The organism is Nocardia sp. NPDC057272, from assembly GCF_042668615.1.
In the GTDB taxonomy this organism is placed as follows: domain Bacteria; phylum Actinomycetota; class Actinomycetes; order Mycobacteriales; family Mycobacteriaceae; genus Nocardia.
In genome coordinates this window covers 121,897-138,283 of the sequence record NZ_JBHUYK010000017.1, presented here as the reverse complement: position 1 = coordinate 138,283, position 16,387 = coordinate 121,897, and the positions used below count along the sequence as shown (strand labels likewise).

At 67.0% G+C, this 16,387-nt stretch carries 20 protein-coding genes and 1 pseudogene; 14 read left to right on the top strand and 7 right to left on the bottom strand.

Going from position 1 to position 16,387, the window contains the following annotated elements; translation table 11 throughout:
• The first annotated feature begins 121 nt into the window (after positions 1–121).
• Positions 122–1,237, top strand: a complete 1,116-nt coding sequence (locus ACFULV_RS22565; RefSeq protein ID WP_378659648.1) for a hypothetical protein — start codon at positions 122–124, stop codon at positions 1,235–1,237.
• Positions 1,237–2,265, top strand: a complete 1,029-nt coding sequence (locus ACFULV_RS22560) for a phosphotransferase family protein (protein WP_378659645.1) — start codon at positions 1,237–1,239, stop codon at positions 2,263–2,265. The genes ACFULV_RS22565 and ACFULV_RS22560 overlap by 1 nt, the downstream gene beginning before the upstream one ends.
• Positions 2,266–2,316: 51 nt before the next feature.
• Here the strand turns inward: ACFULV_RS22560 and ACFULV_RS22555 are convergent, their stop codons facing one another.
• Positions 2,317–2,442 carry a hypothetical protein gene (locus ACFULV_RS22555; RefSeq protein WP_378659643.1) on the bottom strand — a complete coding sequence of 42 codons (126 nt, stop codon included), beginning with the start codon at positions 2,440–2,442 and terminating at the stop codon, positions 2,317–2,319.
• Positions 2,443–2,472: 30 nt separating this feature from the next.
• On the opposite strand from ACFULV_RS22555, the gene ACFULV_RS22550 reads away from it, so the two are divergent.
• From ACFULV_RS22550 to ACFULV_RS22535, 4 genes and pseudogenes are all read left to right on the top strand, one after another.
• Positions 2,473–3,060 carry a TetR/AcrR family transcriptional regulator gene (locus ACFULV_RS22550; protein ID WP_378659641.1) on the top strand — a complete coding sequence of 196 codons (588 nt, stop codon included), beginning with the start codon at positions 2,473–2,475 and terminating at the stop codon, positions 3,058–3,060.
• 90 nt (positions 3,061–3,150) lie between these two features.
• Positions 3,151–4,164 carry a TIGR03617 family F420-dependent LLM class oxidoreductase gene (locus ACFULV_RS22545; RefSeq protein ID WP_378659640.1) on the top strand — a complete coding sequence of 338 codons (1,014 nt, stop codon included), beginning with the start codon at positions 3,151–3,153 and terminating at the stop codon, positions 4,162–4,164.
• Positions 4,161–4,976 (top strand): enoyl-CoA hydratase/isomerase family protein, encoded by an 816-nt coding sequence (locus tag ACFULV_RS22540; RefSeq protein WP_378659638.1) that lies wholly within the window; start codon positions 4,161–4,163, stop codon positions 4,974–4,976. Before ACFULV_RS22545 ends, ACFULV_RS22540 begins: the two co-directional genes overlap by 4 nt.
• A 126-nt stretch (positions 4,977–5,102) precedes the next feature.
• Positions 5,103–5,371: pseudogene (locus ACFULV_RS22535) on the top strand (CoA-transferase); the annotation flags it as partial.
• On the opposite strand, the gene ACFULV_RS22530 reads toward ACFULV_RS22535, so the two are convergent.
• The gene (locus tag ACFULV_RS22530; protein ID WP_378629686.1) at positions 5,358–5,810 is read right to left on the bottom strand and encodes an Lrp/AsnC family transcriptional regulator; all 453 of its coding nucleotides are present in this window, start codon (positions 5,808–5,810) and stop codon (positions 5,358–5,360) included. The pseudogene ACFULV_RS22535 and the gene ACFULV_RS22530 overlap by 14 nt on opposite strands.
• A 129-nt stretch (positions 5,811–5,939) precedes the next feature.
• Here ACFULV_RS22530 and ACFULV_RS22525 point away from each other — a divergent pair, with 129 nt between their 5' ends.
• Both ACFULV_RS22525 and ACFULV_RS22520 read left to right on the top strand, forming a co-directional pair.
• Positions 5,940–6,869, top strand: a complete 930-nt coding sequence (locus ACFULV_RS22525) for a DMT family transporter (protein ID WP_378659635.1) — start codon at positions 5,940–5,942, stop codon at positions 6,867–6,869.
• Positions 6,870–6,984: 115 nt separating this feature from the next.
• Positions 6,985–8,022, top strand: a complete 1,038-nt coding sequence (locus ACFULV_RS22520) for a zinc-binding dehydrogenase (RefSeq protein ID WP_378659632.1) — start codon at positions 6,985–6,987, stop codon at positions 8,020–8,022.
• A gap of 16 nt (positions 8,023–8,038) precedes the next feature.
• Here ACFULV_RS22520 and ACFULV_RS22515 read toward each other — a convergent pair whose 3' ends face one another.
• Positions 8,039–8,677 (bottom strand): PadR family transcriptional regulator, encoded by a 639-nt coding sequence (locus ACFULV_RS22515; protein WP_378659629.1) that lies wholly within the window; start codon positions 8,675–8,677, stop codon positions 8,039–8,041.
• A gap of 118 nt (positions 8,678–8,795) precedes the next feature.
• Between ACFULV_RS22515 and ACFULV_RS22510 the strand changes: the two genes are divergently transcribed.
• Together ACFULV_RS22510 and ACFULV_RS22505 are read left to right on the top strand one after the other, a co-directional pair.
• Positions 8,796–9,734 (top strand): ATP-binding cassette domain-containing protein, encoded by a 939-nt coding sequence (locus ACFULV_RS22510; RefSeq protein WP_378629694.1) that lies wholly within the window; start codon positions 8,796–8,798, stop codon positions 9,732–9,734.
• Positions 9,731–10,537, top strand: coding sequence for an ABC transporter permease (locus ACFULV_RS22505; protein WP_378659627.1), 807 nt, complete (start codon positions 9,731–9,733; stop codon positions 10,535–10,537). Before ACFULV_RS22510 ends, ACFULV_RS22505 begins: the two co-directional genes overlap by 4 nt.
• A 1-nt stretch (position 10,538) precedes the next feature.
• Here ACFULV_RS22505 and ACFULV_RS22500 read toward each other — a convergent pair whose 3' ends face one another.
• Positions 10,539–11,378, bottom strand: coding sequence for a helix-turn-helix transcriptional regulator (locus ACFULV_RS22500; protein ID WP_378659624.1), 840 nt, complete (start codon positions 11,376–11,378; stop codon positions 10,539–10,541).
• A gap of 150 nt (positions 11,379–11,528) precedes the next feature.
• Between ACFULV_RS22500 and ACFULV_RS22495 the strand changes: the two genes are divergently transcribed.
• Positions 11,529–12,470, top strand: a complete 942-nt coding sequence (locus tag ACFULV_RS22495) for an SDR family oxidoreductase (protein WP_378659621.1) — start codon at positions 11,529–11,531, stop codon at positions 12,468–12,470.
• 13 nt (positions 12,471–12,483) lie between these two features.
• Here ACFULV_RS22495 and ACFULV_RS22490 read toward each other — a convergent pair whose 3' ends face one another.
• The 3 genes from ACFULV_RS22490 to ACFULV_RS22480 form a co-directional block, all read right to left on the bottom strand.
• Positions 12,484–13,254, bottom strand: a complete 771-nt coding sequence (locus ACFULV_RS22490; RefSeq protein ID WP_378659619.1) for a sulfotransferase family protein — start codon at positions 13,252–13,254, stop codon at positions 12,484–12,486.
• On the bottom strand, positions 13,251–13,829 hold the full coding sequence (gene cysC / locus ACFULV_RS22485; protein ID WP_378659616.1) for an adenylyl-sulfate kinase: 579 nt from the start codon (positions 13,827–13,829) through the stop codon (positions 13,251–13,253). The genes ACFULV_RS22490 and cysC overlap by 4 nt, the downstream gene beginning before the upstream one ends.
• A 138-nt stretch (positions 13,830–13,967) precedes the next feature.
• Positions 13,968–14,468: a GtrA family protein gene (locus ACFULV_RS22480; RefSeq protein ID WP_378659613.1), complete on the bottom strand. Its 501-nt coding sequence runs from the start codon at positions 14,466–14,468 to the stop codon at positions 13,968–13,970.
• A gap of 159 nt (positions 14,469–14,627) precedes the next feature.
• Between ACFULV_RS22480 and ACFULV_RS22475 the strand changes: the two genes are divergently transcribed.
• The 3 genes from ACFULV_RS22475 to ACFULV_RS22465 all read left to right on the top strand — a co-directional run bounded on the left by ACFULV_RS22475 (position 14,628) and on the right by ACFULV_RS22465 (position 16,021).
• On the top strand, positions 14,628–14,807 hold the full coding sequence (locus tag ACFULV_RS22475) for a hypothetical protein (protein ID WP_101464077.1): 180 nt from the start codon (positions 14,628–14,630) through the stop codon (positions 14,805–14,807).
• A 121-nt stretch (positions 14,808–14,928) separates the two neighbouring features.
• Positions 14,929–15,390, top strand: a complete 462-nt coding sequence (locus tag ACFULV_RS22470; protein WP_378659610.1) for a phage tail protein — start codon at positions 14,929–14,931, stop codon at positions 15,388–15,390.
• A gap of 109 nt (positions 15,391–15,499) precedes the next feature.
• Positions 15,500–16,021, top strand: a complete 522-nt coding sequence (locus ACFULV_RS22465; RefSeq protein WP_378659607.1) for an OsmC family protein — start codon at positions 15,500–15,502, stop codon at positions 16,019–16,021.
• Positions 16,022–16,387 lie beyond the last annotated feature (366 nt).

Genomic DNA, 16,387 nt, shown 5'->3' with positions numbered 1-16,387 from the left:
ATTCCTCCTTCGACGTGGGCTGAGCGTAGCCGAGGTCGAGCATTTTTCAAAAACGCTTCATGGTGTATTCAAATTAGCTAATTTGAAACGTGTTCTACACCCTCTCTCGAAGGAAAAGTCCATGCTGACTCCCCAGGACGAACTGCTCTGCCACCAACTGCCGACGACCTTCGACCACGTCGCCCAGAGCGATCTGCGCTGGACCGAACGCATCGTGCTCTACGGCTTCGACACCACCGGCCGGGTCAGCGTCATGACCGGCATGGCGCGCTACCCCAACCGCAATGTGATGGACGCCTACGCGATGGTCACCATCGACGGCACGGCGCACGTGGCACGGCTCTCGCGCGAGATCAGCGGCAAGTACGACGATCTCGGCGCCTGGCAGATCGGTCCCTACCGCTACGAGATCACCGAGCCCCTGCGCGGCGTGCGCGCGACCCTCGGCGACAACGACCACGGCCTGCGCCTGGAACTGAACTTCGCCGGCCAGTTCCCCGCCTACGAGCAGGAACCCGCCTTCTTCCGCACCCGCGGCCGGGTGCGCGAGGACGCCCGCCGCTACTACCAGAACGGCGAGATCTCCGGGTGGCTCGAGGTCGACGGCGAACGCATCGAGATCGATCCCAGCACGTGGTGGTTCGGCCGCGACCACTCGTGGGGCACTCGTCACGGCGGCGGTGGCGGCAGCCTCGGTGAGGGCGGCGGCCTGCAGCCCTCGGAGATCCCCGACGGCGTGCTGTACTTCATGGGCATCTTCCAGTTCGACGACGAGCTGGTGCATTTCGCGCAGCGCGAGACCGCCGACGGGCAGCGCTGGCACTTCGAAGGGTCGATCCAGCGCCCGATCGAGGCGGAAGTACCGACCGTGCCGATCGTCAGCGTGACCCATGACCTGAAGTTCCGTAACGACTTCCGGATCGTGTCGGAGGGCTCGTTCACCACCGACGCCGCCGACGGCAGCGTGCGCACCTTCGCCGTCACCGCGCTGCACGATTTCTGGCCCGGTCTGGCCGGCTACGACATGTATCGCGGCTACGCGTCGGGGATCTGGAAGGGCGAGTCCTACAGCGACGGCTACACCGTGGATCTGTCCGACACCGCCGAACTGCGCCCGGTGAGCATGCTCACCGAGACTTTCGTCAAGGTCGAGTCCAGCGACGGCAAGGTGGGCTACGGCCTGGTCGAGATGGTGTTCATGGGCCGCAATGCCCGGTACGGGTACGAGGGGTACTGATGACTACTCGCCCCACCGCCGAGGACCTGCCGAGCGCTGTCGTTCCCGTGTTGCGCCATGGTTTTCCCGACGCCGAGTCCGCGCGGGTGACGAACTGGTCCGCCAGCCCGCGCGGTCTCGCCACCGAGACCTTCCTGTTCGACCTCGAACGCGAGGACACCGAGCCGGTCTCTCTGGTGCTGCGCCGCCCGCCCGAGGTGGCGCTGTTCCCCGACTACGACCTGCTGCGTCAGGTCCTGGTCATGCGCCGCCTGGCCGATACTCCGATCGCCGTTCCGGCGGTGCGGTGGCTCGAACGCGACGACACGACGCTGGGTAGCCCGTACTTCGTCATGGACCGCATCGACGGCTCCGCCCCGGGCGACCTGCCGTCCTACCACTCGGCGGGTCTGTACTTCGAGGCCGAACCCGCCGATCGCGCCAAGATGTGGTGGGGCTGCGTCGACACCATCGCCGAGATCCACCAACTCGACTGGCGCACGCTGAACTTGGACTTCCTGTCCTTCCCGAAGTTCGGCGCGGCACCGCTGGAGCAGATGATCGGCTACGTCGATTCGGCGTTGGCCTGGGCGACCACCACCCAGCCGCCCGCGCTGCGGCGGGCCGTCGAATGGCTGCGCGCCAACCTCTACGAACCCGAACACGTCACCCTCTGCTGGGGCGACGCGCGTATGTCGAACATCCTCTACGACACAGAATTCCGTGTCGCGGGCGTGCTCGACTGGGAGATCGCCTACATCGGCGACCACGAGGCGGGCCTCGCCTGGATGCTGTTCCTGGACTGGGCCTGCTCGGAATTCCAGGGAACCGAACGGCTTCCGGGTACTCCCACCCGTGAGGAGTCGATCGCCCGCTACGAGGAACGCAGCGGCATGAAGGTCCGCAACCTGCGCTACAACGAGGTGCTGGCCGCCGTCCTGCTCAGTATTCCGTTGCTGCGCATGGCCCACCGCCTGAACTTGCCGTCGGACATCGACATCACCGCATTCTGCACACAGCGGGTAGCGGAGTTGCTCGGCGACGAGTAGAAACGGTGCCGACTCGAACACGGGTCCGCACGATTCGTGTTCGAGCGTCGGTCAGGTGAGCACGCGCTGGTGGCGGTCCTGGTCGAAGGTGGGCAGGGGAGCGCCGGTGCGCAGCACGCGGGCGATCGCGGGCTCGGCGAGATGCAGGCGGCCGATGGCCACCGACGCGCTGTCCACGTGAATTATGTAACAGGTTACTATGTAATGATGCCCTCGGAAATCTCGCCCCGCCCCGGCAGGCCCCGCGACGCCGACAAGGACCTCGCGGTACTCATCGCCGCCAGGCAGCTGCTCGCCGAGGTCGGCTACGCGCAGGCGACGGTCGTCGCGATCGCCAAGCGCGCCGGGGTCAACACCCCCGCCATCTATCGCCGGTGGCCGACTCGGCAAGCGCTGCTCGAAGAGGCTGTTCACGGCCCCGGTGGGCACTCGCTGCCGGAGCCGACCGGCGATCTCCGGGCCGATCTGGCGACCTGGGTGCACATCTTCCTGGCTCGCGCCGACAGTCCCGCCGCCCGTGCGGGCGTGCCGGGCCTGCTCGCCGATTCGCAGACCGAGGAGGCTCGCCGCAGGTTGCTCGCGATCGGCACTCCCGTGCGTGAGGCCTTCGCCGAGTTGCTGGGTAGCGCGGTCGACGACGGCCGGATCGCCCCCGGCGCCGATGTGGCCCTGATCTTCGAGATCCTCTCGGGTACCACGACATTCCATGCGCTGCTGCGTGACGCCGAGGAGGGGGAAGCCTTCGTCGCGCGCCTGGCCGACGCACTGTATGTCCTGGCGTCCGCGGGGCGCTGAGGCGGCTGATCGTCGTTACTCAGGCCACGTTTCCAATAACGTTACATGCTAGTATGTAATTGTGAGTCGGAAGCCCCGTGGAGTGCGCGCATGAAGGTCGACCTGCAGTTGGACGCGCGCCCGGAGCAGGTGATCGCGCGGTCCGCCGAGCTGATCGCCTGTGGAGTCGACGGCCTGTTCACCTTCGAAGGCGCCCACGATGTCTTCCTCCCGCTGACCCTGGCCGCCGCGGGCCCCGAGCCGGTCGACCTGATGACGAACGTCGCCATCGCCCTTCCGCGTAGCCCGGTCCACCTGGCGCACGCCGCCTACGACCTGCATCTGCTCAGCGGTGGCCGGTTCCGCCTCGGGCTCGGTTCGCAGACCCGCGCGCACATCGAAAAGCGGTACGGCGGTGAGTGGTCGCGCCCGGCCGCGCGCATGCGGGACATGGTGCTCGCCATCAAAGCCGTGCTCGGCTCCTGGCAGGAGGGCACCCCGCTGCGCTACGACGGCCAGTTCACCCGGCACACCCTGATGCCGCCGACCTTCGATCCCGGCCCGAATCCCTGTGGGCTGCCGCAGATCTGCCTCGGCGCGCTCGGCCCGATCTTGACCAGGACCGCGGCCGAAGTGGCCGACGGGCTGCTGGTCATGCCGTTCAGCAGCGCCCGGCATTTCACCGAACACACCATGCCCGCCATCGAGGAGGGGCTCGACCGCGCCAGGCGCGATGCCGCCGATCTGCACATCTATCCACAGGTGATCGTCGCGATGGGCCGCACGCCGGGTGAGCTGGCGGCCGCGGCCGTCGGTGCGCGTCGGCTGCTCGGCTTCTACGGGTCGACGCCCGCGTACCGCGCGGTCCTCGACGCCGAGGGCTGGGGTGAGCTGCAACCGGAATTGAACGCGCTGTCCAAGCGCGGCGAGGTCGCGGCGATGACCGACCTCATCGATCAGACGATGCTCGACACCTTGGCTGTGCACGGGACACCGGAGCAGTGCGCCGCGGCGATCATCGAACGCTTCGGTGCGTACGGCGACCGGATCTGTTGCTATTTCCCGGGTTACGACGTGTCCGACGAGTACATCAAGGACCTCGTCACCGCATTGCAGGTGCCGTGAGCATCCGGATCGAGGTCACCGACGGTGTCGCGGTGCTGACGCTGGATCGGCCAGAACGCCGCAACGCCTTCACGGGCGCGATGGGCCGGGCGATCGGCACGGCCTACCGCGACCTGGACGCCGACGACGCGGTGCGCGTCATCGTGCTCACCGGCGCGCCCCCGGCATTCTGCGCCGGCGCGGACATCGGTCGGGGTGACGGAACCTTCGACAAGCCCGACAGCGCGACGTTTTCCGCGTCTCCCGTCGACCCACCCGCCTTCGCCCTGCGCAAACCGGTGATCGCCGCGGTGAACGGGCATGCGATCGGCATCGGCCTGACCATCGCCATGCAGGCCGACATTCGCATCGTCGCCGAGGACGCGCGCTACGCCATTCCCCAAGTGCGGCTGGGTGTTCTGCCCGACGCGATGGCCCATTGGACGGTGGCCAAGGTCGCTGGAATGTCGGTCGCGGCCGACATCCTCCTGTCGGGTCGTACCTTCGACGGTCACGAAGCGGCCCGGCTCGGGCTCGCCGGCCGCTGTCTCCCGGCGGCCGAAGTATTGCCCGCGGCCCTCGCGATGGCACGCGATATGGCGGTGAATGTGGCGCCGATGTCTGCCGCTCTCAGTAAGAGGCTGTTGTGGGACACCGCGATCCACGGCTACGAACCCGCCCGGGTCGCCGAACTGGAAACCGAGGCGCACCTGCGTGTCATGGGTGGACCCGATGCGGGCGAGGGCATGCGTGCCCGCGCCGATCGGCGCCAACCGGTCTGGTCGGCGCGGTTGTCGCGCGATTGGCGGGGATTCCGACCATCGATGTGGTAGCTGCCTTCGCCCGTGAATCGTCGCGCGGCGGGTGCTGAGCCTGTTTCGCGAGTTGGTCGATTGCGGTGGCACCGCAATCGGTTTCAGCGCCGGGTGTCGGCCTCGCGTTGCCGCCACCGGCGGGGTCTGGTCAAAGGGATGAGCGGGGCGATGGACCTGGTCCACGGCGCCCGCCGCGTGCTCGTGGTGATGACCCACACCGACAAGGCGGGCACCCCGAAATCGTGCCGACCTGTACCTTGCCGCTCACCGGGGCGGGCGTCTTGCATCGGATCATCACCGCTTTGGCTGTCATCGACGTCGAGCCGACGGGTCTGATCCTGCGCGAATGCGCACCGGGCGTGCGGGAGGAACACGTCCGCGCCGTTACCGCGGCACCGCTCACGTCGGGCTGATCACCTTCTTGCGCAGGTGCCCGTAGACGACCGAGGTGCGGACGTTGGCGAGTTCCGGACGCGTTGTCAGCTTGTCCAGGACGACCCCGTGCAGATGATCGGTGTCGCGGACGGCCACGTGCACGAGGAAATCGTCGTTGCCGGTGAGCACGAACAGCGAGATCACCTCGGGCATCTGCTCCAGGAACGCCTGGAAGCCCTCGATCACCGCGCGGGTCGGCGGGTGGACGCGCACGGCGATCACCGCCTGCAACCCGCGCCCGATCGCCGCGAGGTCCGCCTCCGCGTGGAACCCGGTCAGGATGCCGCGTTCGCGCAGCGATCTGATCCGCTCCAGACAGGTCGAGGGGGCGATGTCGAGCGCTTGGGCCATGTCGCGATTGGTGCGCCGACCATCCTGTTGGAGCATCCGTACCAACGCCGAATCTAGTTCGTCCACGCTCGCCTCTCTCTAGGAATTTCCGAATCTAGTTCGGAGTGTACGCATCGTTGCTGACTATGTTGCTAGCGTCTCGCCGGTCAGCTGATTTTCGTTCGGCTGCGATACTTCGGAGAGAGGTGCCTTCCGGTGCGTGAACGAGGGCCGAGCGTGGGGGCAGTGGGCGCGGTGGTGGCGGCCGCACTGTTGTGGAGCAGTTCCTACGCGGTGACGAAAGTGCTGTTGGCCGACCTCGGCCCGCTCAGTATCGGGGCCGTCCGATTCACCGTGGCGGCGTTGCTGCTCGCCGCGATGGTGCGACTGGACCGCCACCGCGGCGACCGGCCCGATGCCAGGCAGCGACGCCGGCTCTACCTGTGCGGATTGCTCGGCATCACCGTGTATTTCGTCCTCGAGAACGTCGGCGTGGATCTGTCCACAGCCTCCGACGCGGCTCTCATCGTGGCCACATACCCGCTGATGACGATGCTGCTGGAGCTGGCCGTCCTGCGCGTACGGCTGCCGCCGCTGCGGGTGGCGGGTGTACTGCTGGCCACCGCCGGCGCGGTTCTCGTTGTCCACGACGGTGCCCGGATCGGCGGCAGCGCACGGTGGCTCGGCGACATCATCCTGCTGCTCGGCGGACTGGCCTGGGCGGGCTACAACGTGCTCGGCAAGCGGGCGAGCGCCGGACACAGCGCCCTGACCGTCACCTTTTACCAGACCATGGCAGGGGCAGGCGGATTCCTCCTGATCGCGCTCCTGGAAGCCGACAGCTGGCGCATGCCGGACGTGACCACGTCGTCGCTGCTCGTCTACCTGGCCGTGGCGTGCTCGGTCGGCGGGTTCCTGCTCTACAACTACGGCCTGCGCAGGATGGCGCCGAGCGTCGCGGTGAACATCCTCAACCTGGTCCCGGTCTTCGGTGTGCTCAGCGCCGTGATCATCAACGGCGAACCGTTCCGGCTCGCCCAGGTGGCGGGCGGCGCGGTCATCGTCGCCGGCGTCGCACTGGGTTTGATCGAACGGCAATCGTCCTCCCCGGCCGAGCGGCCGAGCGAACTCACCGCGAGTCGTTGACAGTGGATGGCGGTACTGCGGTTACCTGGAAGGGCCGTCACTCCCGCGAGCGCGGGAGTCGGCGTGTACTGGAAACAGAGGCCAGGCGAGAACCGAATCAGACAGGAGACTGCTCATGCGAGCGACCTACATGTACGGCCCCGGCGATGTCCGCGTCATCGAGGTCGCCGACCCGGTGATCGTCGACCCGACGGACGCGGTGGTTCGGATCGTCCGCAGCTGCATCTGTGGTTCGGACCTGCATCCGTATCACTCCATGGCGCCGTCGTCACAGGGCAGCCCGATGGGTCACGAATGCGTCGGTGTCGTCGAAGACGTCGGGCGTGAAGTGCGCACGGTCAAGAAGGGGGACCTGGTGATCACGCCGTTCGCGTGGTCGGACGGCACCTGCGAGTTCTGTCGTGAGGGCTTGCAGACTTCGTGCAAGCACGGCGGTTTCTGGGGTGGCGGAAAAGTCGGTGGGTTGCAGGCCGAAGCGGTGCGCGTGCCCCTGGCCGACGGCACGCTCGTGGCGGTGCCGGTGGAGGAGACCTCGCCGCTGATCCCGTCGCTGCTGACGCTGTCCGATGTCTACGGCACCGGCCATCACGCCGCGGTCAAGGCCCGCGTCACCTCGGACACCACGGTCACCGTCATCGGGGACGGGGCTGTCGGGCTGATGGCCGTGTTGTCCGCCCGTCGGCTCGGCGCCGAGCGGATCATTCTGATGGGCAGGCACAAGCAGCGCACCGACCTGGGGCGCGAGTTCGGCGCGACCGAGGTCGTGGCCGAACGTGGTGACGACGGCATCGCCGCGGTGCGCGAACTGACCGGCGGCGACGGTACGCACGTCGTCATCGAGGCGGTCGGCCACATGCCCGCCTATGAGCAGGCCATCGGTGTGGTGCGGCCGGGTGGCGTGATCAGCCGTGTCGGTGTTCCCCAGTATTCGAAGGCTCCCATCGGATTCGGTACCTTGTTCGGCCCGAACATCACCCTCACCGGTGGCCCGGCCCCGGCCCGCGCCTACATCGACACCCTGCTGCCGGGTGTCCTCGACGGCAGTGTCGATCCGGGCAAGGTGTTCGACCGCGAGATCGGCCTCGACGAGGTTCCCTCGGGCTACCGCGCGATGGACAACCGCGAAGCTCTCAAAGTCCTGGTCCGCCCCTGACCTCGTGAAACCCCGGTCAGCGGAGGTCGTCGGGGTGCGGGCCGGTGCCGAACGGGTTCGGCTCGTCCTCGGCGAGGATGCCCACAAAGGGTTCGCCCTCGTCGGCGAAGGTGTACGCGCCGCCTTCGATGCGGTCGATCAGGCCGTGCGTCCAGGCTGCTTCGCTGTCGGCGGAGTGCACCCACATGTTCATGATCTCGCCGATGTGGCCGAGCTGCCCCGGACCCTGCTCCGGTGTGTAGTACTCGGTGACCGAGGCGCGCCACTGCTCGAGGCCGATCATTCGTTGCTTCAGGAGTGCGACGGCCTCGGCACGCGGTAGGTCGACGATGAAACCGATGGCGGCCGAGATCATGTCCATCTGCTGGTCGTAGGAGGTCAGGGCCTCGCGGAGCAGCGTGAGGAACTCCTCGGTGCCCTTGTCGGTGATCTCGTACTCGACGCGGGGCGGACCGCCGACGGTGCTCGGGGCGATCTCGTGCGCGAGGAGCAGTCCCTGCTTGGCCATCTGCTTGAGCGCGTGGTAGATCGAGCCGGGCTTGGCGTTGGACCATTCGTGCGCGCCCCAGAATTCCAGGTCGTTGCGCACCTGATAACCGTGCGCTCGTCCGTGCTGACGGACCGCGCCGAGGACCAGCAGCCGGATCGCTGACATGGACGTCTCCCTTCCGAGCGAGTGCGATCAAAATAGCAGTATTCAAGTTTGACTAACCGAACCGGGCCCGGTACCTTGGCCATCTAGTCAAATTTGATCACTGGTGATGGAGGGTGTTTTGACTGACCACGATCTCTCGATCGTCGTCGAAGGCCTGCGCAAGAAATACGGGGCGAAGCAGGCCCTCGACGGACTCGATCTCGCTGTTCGAGCCGGGACCGTACACGCGGTACTCGGCCCGAACGGCGCGGGAAAGACCACGGCCGTGCGCATCATGTCCACATTGCTCCGGCCGGAGGCAGGGCGAGTCGAGGTGGCGGGCATCGACGTGCGCACGCGAGCCGACGAGGTGCGTTCGCGCATCGGCCTGCTCGGCCAGAGCGCGGCTGTCGACGAGGAACTCAGCGGTCGGCAGAACCTGGAGATGTTCGGGCGTCTCTACCATCTGGGCGCGCGGCGCGCGGGTGTCAGGGCCGACGAACTCCTCGCGCGATTCGGTCTCGCGGACACCGGCAAGAAGGCGGTCAAGCAGTACAGCGGCGGTATGCGGCGCCGGCTCGACCTCGCGGCGTCCCTCATCTCCCAACCGCAGGTGCTGTTCCTGGACGAACCCACGACCGGGCTCGATCCCCGTGGCCGCGCCGAGGTGTGGAGTTCGGTGCGTTCCCTGGTCGACGGCGGCACCACCGTGCTGCTGACCACGCAATACCTGGAGGAGGCCGATCAATTGGCCGATCAGATCTCGGTGATCGACCACGGGAAGGTCATCGCGGAGGGCACCGCCGACCAGCTGAAATCCAAGACCGGCGGCGACCGCATCGACGTGGTCCTGCACGACTCCACCCAACTGGCGCTCGCGGCCGCGCTCATCCCCGGCGAGGCGGTGGTGGACGAGGACCGGCGGATGGTCAGTGCCGCGGTCGGTGACCGGATGGCGGCGCTCACCGAGACGGTCCGGGCGCTGGAGACCAACGGCATCGAGGCCGAGGACATCGCGATCAGACGGCCGACGCTCGACGAAGTCTTCATGCAGCTGACCAAGGAGGACGCGGCGTGAGCGCGACATATTCGACGAACCGGACCCTGGGCACGGCGCTCACCGATTCCTGGACGATGACCAGACGCGAGCTGGCGCACTGGGCCCGCCAGCCCGTTCAGGTGGTCGTCGGTCTGGTGTTCCCGGTGATGCTGTTGCTGATGTTCAGCTACCTGATCGGCGGCGGGCGCGGCATCGACGGTGACTTCAAGGACTACCTGGTCCCCGGAATCCTCACCATGACCATGGCTTTCGGCCTCGAGGCGACCATGCTCGCGGTGACCCAGGACCTCGGCAAAGGGGTCATCGATCGATTCCGCTCGATGCCGATGAACTCGGCCGCGGTCCTGGTGGGTCGCAGTGTCGCCGACATGCTGCAGTCGGCGGTCGGGCTGATCGTGATGATCGCGGTCGGGTACGCGATCGGCTGGCGATGGCACGACGGTGCCGCGTCGTTCCTGGCGGCGGTGGGGCTGTTGTTGCTGTTCCGGTTCGCGATGTTGTGGATCGGCATCTACCTGGCGATGGTCGCGGGCAAGCCTGAACTGGTGCAGGCGGTGCAGATCCTGGTCTGGCCGATCAGCTTCCTCTCCAATGCCATCGCCTCGCCCGAGTCGATGCCGTCCTGGCTGGGTGCGGTCGTCGAGTGGAACCCGATGTCGGCGACGGCCACGGCGGTGCGCGGTCTGCTGGGCAATCCGGGTGCGGTCGGCGACTCCTGGGCCGGGGCACACGCCGAGATGCTGGCGGTGGCGTGGCCGCTCGGTTTGATCGCGGTGTTCTTCCCGCTGGCGGTGAAGCGGTTCCGAGATCTGAGTCGCTAGCTCAGCGCAGCATCTCGGTGCTGACCACGGAGAGCAACCGCAACCTCTCGTAGCTCTCGGTGCCGGGTGTCGCGGTGTAGACCAGCAGCAGATGGGACTGTTCGGGGTCGAGCAGGGTGTGGCAGTTCAGGTCCATGGCGCCGACCTCGGGATGCAGGAAACGCTTCACATCCCGGGGCCGGACGCCGATCTCGTGGGTCTGCCACAGGGTTCGGAACTCCTCGCAATCGGCCAGGAGCAGGGTCGCGTAGTGCGCGGCGCGGGAATCGGGACCGTGCCTGGTCACGGCTTCGCGGAGTCCGGAGACGAACATCCGGGACAGGAACGGGTGGTCGTCGGGTGCGTAACGGTCGCGTTCGGCGGGGTCGGTGAACCAGCGGTAGCCGATGCTGCGAGCGGGGCCGGTGTAGCGGGTGGTGTCGCCGGTGAGGGCTGTCCCGAGCGGAGTCTGGCGCAGCGTCTCGCCGATCTCGGTGACGATCTCGGCGGGCGTGTCGTAGAGGCGGTCGAGGATCCGCAGCAGACCGGGACTGATGTGCTCGCTGATCGCGCCGCGCAGGGGCGGGCTGTGGCCCGCGAGGCGGAACACGTGGTCGCGTTCGTCGAGGGACAGGTGTAGTCCCTGGGCGATGGAGGCGATCATCTGTTCCGATGGGTGCGGTCCGCGTTCCTGCTCCAGCCGGGCGTAATAGTCGGTCGACATGTGACACAGGACGGCGACCTCTTCGCGCCGCAACCCGGTCGTCCTGCGCCGCCGCCCGCGCGCCAGACCGACGTCCTCGGGTTGCAACGACTCCCGGCGTCGTCGGAGGAACTCCGCCAGCCCCGCACGATCGATCACCAGAGATCTCCTTCGGTGTGACTGATTCGGTTCTACCGCCGAGGCCCGCGGGTATCCACTGATCGACAGTCCCTGGATGTCACCACTCGATCCGGCGATCGTGGATATCGACACCACCAGCTCAGCACACCGAGACACAGGAGACGCGACATGCCACGTCGGCAACCCGACATCACTGTTCCTGACCTCACCGGTCACCGCGCTGTCGTCACCGGCGCCAGCGATGGCATGGGCGTCGGGATCGCGTCGCGCCTGGCGGCGGCCGGAGCCGAAGTCGTTCTCCCGGTACGCAATCAGGCCAAAGGCGAGGTAGCGCTCGCCACCGTCCGGCAGACGAGCCGTGATGCGAAGGTCTCGCTGCGCGAACTCGACCTGTCCTCCTTGGCATCGGTGGCGGCGCTCGGCAAGACCTTGCTGGCGGAGGACCGCCCGATCCATCTGCTGATCAACAACGCGGGCGTGATGACCCCACCGGATCGTCAGGTCACCGCCGACGGTGTCGAATTGCAGTTCGGCACCAACCACCTCGGGCACTTCGCACTGGTCGGACACCTCATGCCCCTGCTCCGCGCGGGGCGTGCGCGCGTCACCTCCCAGGTCAGCGTCGCGGCCAACCAGAACCGGATCAACTGGGACGACCTGAACTGGGAACGCTCCTACCACGGCAGGGCCGCCTACAGTCAGTCCAAGATCGCGCTCGGTCTCTTCGGGCTCGAACTCGGCAGACGTAGCCGCGCACACGGATGGGGCATCACCAGCAATCTCGCCCACCCCGGCGTCGCACCGACGAATCTGCTCGCCGCCCGGCCCGAGGTCGGGCGCACCGAGGACACCACGGGGGTCAAGCTCATCCGGTGGCTGTCGGCCCGCGGCATCCTGCTCGGCACCGTCGAGTCGGCGAAACTTCCCGCCCTCTACGCCGCCACCTCGCCCGATGCCGAGACCGAACGCTTCTACGGACCCAGCGGACCGGGACATCTCGGCGGCCCACCGGCCGAGCAGAAGCTCTACAGCCGGCTGCGCGACCACGACGACGCCCAGCGCATCTGGCAGATCTCCGAAGAGCTCACCGACGTCCGGGTGTCGGCCTGACGGGTTCGGGCGCCTACGGACGAGCCGGGTAGCCCCATTCTCGGCACGCCGACCTCAGCGCGTCCGGGATCGTCTCGTCGGCGGGCAGTAGCCGGGCAGGCTGGATGGCGCCGGAGCGGATGGTGTCGCTCCAGTCGCCGATGCCGCGAACGTAGCTGCCGTGGTCGAAACGGCCGTAGTCCAGCATCGAGGGTTGCCACTCGACGTCGAGGAACTGGCACAGGCCGCGCACGGTTTCCTCGGGGCGGTGGGTCAGGTCCTCGTAGCGGATCTCGTGGCCGTCCAGGGCCGCCCTTGCCTCGTTCATCGCCGCGACGAACTCCAGCGTCCGCCGCACCGGGTCGATCTCCCGGCGATCCGCCCAGGCGCGGCCCAGGGAGTCGGCGATCTGCACCGGGTGGCGCAACAGGAACACGTAGCGGGCGTCGGGCCAGCACGCGGCGATCCGTGGCCAGGTCAGCACGCTGCTCGTCGTCTTGTTGACCATCCGGTCCTTCCCGCTGCGTTCCAGCTCGTGGTGCAGGAGGCGGTCCCAGAGGAGATGTTCGAGCTCGCGGATCGTCAGGCCGAGCGCGTCCAGCGAGATGCTCGCGTAGCGCTCGGTGATGTCGTCGGCGGCCCAGTCGAGTTCCTGGACGGTGAGCAGGTTCAGGTGTAGTTCGTGCGGGGCGTGGATGCGTGCGTGGCTGTCGAGGACCGACCGCAGCAGGGTCGACCCGGATCGGGGCGCGGACAGGATGAAGATCGGCGCGGGCACGAGGCGGTTCGCGGTCGCCTGCTTCACGGTCGTGGGCTCGGCAGCGCAGCGGTGATCAGGCCCCGGCGGAGGAGGAGATCGACGACGTGAGCGGCGGATTCGGCGACCGGCTCGGCGGTGGTGTCTATCCGCAGAGCGGGGAGCAGCGGTTCCTCGTAGGCCGCGTCGACCCCGGTGAGCTGGGTGAGTTCGCCTCGGGACCGGCGCCCGTACAGGCCCTTGACGTCGCGTTGTGCGCAGGTCGAGAGCGCGGTAGCGACGTGGACTTCGGCGAAGTCGAGGCCGGCGTCTTCGTGGCGCACCCGCATCAGCGCGCGATCGGCGGCGTACGGCGCGATGGCTGCCACGAGAACGAGCACGCCGTGCCCGGCCAGCATCAGCGCGAGGGTGGTGATCCGGCCGAGATTCTGTGTGCGGTCGTCGGGGGACAGGCCGAGTTCGGGCCACAGCCGCCCGCGCACGTCGTCGCCGTCGAGTACCTCGACCCGATGCCCGGCGGCCGCCACCCGATGCCGGGTGGCGGCGGCGATGGTGGATTTTCCCGAACTGGGCAGCCCGGTCAGCAGAACTGTCCCGCCCGGTCTGCCGGGCCCGTCATTCATCAGACATTTCTGACAGGGCGAAATTATGCGGGGGTATCGATTGTGCGATCGACGCGTAAACGACTGCTGCCCAAAAGAATTCGTCCTGGCGCGATAAGGGAAACGGTGCCACTGATAATGATTCGGCGCATCTCTCGCCTAGTTTCCGAAGACGAGACTGCGCAGAACCAGGAACCGCAAACCGCCGACGGCGGCCATGACGGCGATCACCGCACCCGCCTGCGCGACCTCCCCGAGATCCGGCGCCAGGAAATCCAGCCCGGCCAGCGCCGCCGTGCTGATGGCGAGGCCGAGCAGCGCCAGCCCGCCACCCTCCCATTGCGCGGTGAATCCGCCGACCCTGCTTCCCGCCCGGAAGGTGAGCTGACGGTGCAATTCGTTGGCGATCACGGTGCTCACGATCGATCCGGCGACATTGGCGACCAGTGGACCGCTGTCGTGCATGGTCATGAACAGCAGCACATAGGCGATGTTGCTGGCGCCGCCGACCAGGGCGAACCGGATGAGCTGAGCGAGGGCGTGGTCGCCGCGCAGGAATCGCAGCACGCCCGCGGGATCGATGTGCGACGCAGAGCCGACCCACGGTGCGTAGGTGCTGGTGGGCAGCATTCCCGGGCGGGTGATCTGCGAGACGGTCATGTTCGTTCCGATCGAGCGTGCGGACCCGGCGGTGCTGCCGGACAACGCTTGTGACTATACGTAGAAGTATACGTATAAACAAGTGTCGCGGCGGCACGGCAACCGTCATCGGCGAGATCGGCATTGGCACCCGCGGCGCAGTGGGCGGACACTGGAGGAATGGTTGACAGGGAGCAACGCACACCCTTCTACGGGGTGGTGCTGATTCTCGCAGCGTTGGGCGCGTCGATGGCGGTCAGTTACTACGGGCCGACCTGGTTTCGCGTCACCGTCTACATCCTCACGGTGGTGGTAGTCCTGGTCGGCGGTGTCATGACCTTCCGCGACTACTCGCACTGACGCAGCGAATTCGCGCGTCGCGCCCTGGCCTGTCAGGGGGCGCGATGGGTTGTGCTGGTGCAGTATGGGTCCCGGCCAGCTCGCCGGGCTGCACCCGGCCGTACCCGCTGAGGAGTTCGCCGTGGCATACATCGTGGATTTCGCGACCGTTTCGGCCCAGGGATTGGAGTCGTCGCCGGTCGCGGACGCGCTCGCGGGATTGCGGGCGAACGAGGCCAGGTATTTCAAGAACAAATACGACCACGTCTTCACCGTGGAGCCCGCCGACGAGGCTAAGCAGGCCGTCGACTGGGTGAGCCGGATACTCGCGGAAGAACGTGACATCGTCATCGCCTCGCGCCCGCTCGAAGCTACCGCTTTCCAGGTCGAGAACATTCGTATGGCCTATGTCTTCTACGAAAGCGGCCTGTCGATCAACGTGATGTACTCGATCGACGATGCGAAGAAACGGGCGGTCGGGTTCAAGCTGAGCGACGGAATGGAAGTACCCGCGGAGCTCGACTCGTTCAAGTTCGCACGGCAGAAGTCGAAGCTCGCGGGCACTATTCGCGGTTCCTACTTCGTCATCAAGGGCGAGTACTGACCGCTCCGGTGCTGGATTCATCGTGCGGCAAACCCTGTTGGGAGTGCGGCCGTAGCGAGGACCCTGTGGTGGTTCGAGTATTCCCGCTCGCTGCCCCAAGGAGACTCTCATGACCGTCGAAGCCAATACCCGACTCAACAACGTGGATATCGACGCCGTCGGTGGTCTCGTGGCGGCTGTCGGAGCCGATCCGGCCAAGGGGCAGACAACCTGGGCGGCGCATGTCGGGTGGAAGGGCGGGTTCGCCTCGGAGGCGCGCGTCCGCAAGTTCGCGGCGATCCCGTCGGACGAACCGTCGGCTCTCGGCGGCGCCGACACCGCCCCCAACCCCGTCGAACAACTTCTCGCGGCCCTCGGCAACTGCCTCGCGGTCGGCTACGCGGCCAACGCCACGATCGCCGGTATCCGAATCGACGATCTGCGCATCGATGTGAAGGGCGACCTCGACCTGCACGTGTTCCTCGGGCTCGCCCAGGGACACGCGGGCTTCGAATCCATCACCGCGACGGTGTCGATCGATTCGGACGCCACCCGGGAGCAGCTCGAGGACCTGCACACGAAGGTGCAGTCCAGCTCGCCGGTAGGGCACACATTGCGCACCGCGGTGCCCGTCGACATCACTCTTGCCTAGGCGAGGGTCTCCCCACGGCGACGTCGTTCGAATGCGTTGCATTGCCGAGAAAATCGGCCGTGAACAGAACAGTCCCCGGTAGTCTCCATCGAATCCGTGAGCTCAGTCGTCGCTGACGACTCCGGTGTTCGATTGGCTTGCCGGGGGCTTAGCCAGATCCTGAAATGACGTCACTACAGTCGACGAACGTCTTCATCGGCAGTGCGGCTCATTCCGGTGTTCCGGTATGTGTCCAGTCTTCTCCGGATCTGCTCGATGTCAATACCTTCGCGCTGTCGAATATTGCCTGATTTCGACCGTCGTGCCGAGAATTCATCGCATTGTGTGGATGGCCTTTTCGGAGGACAGTGGATATGTCCGGTGGCG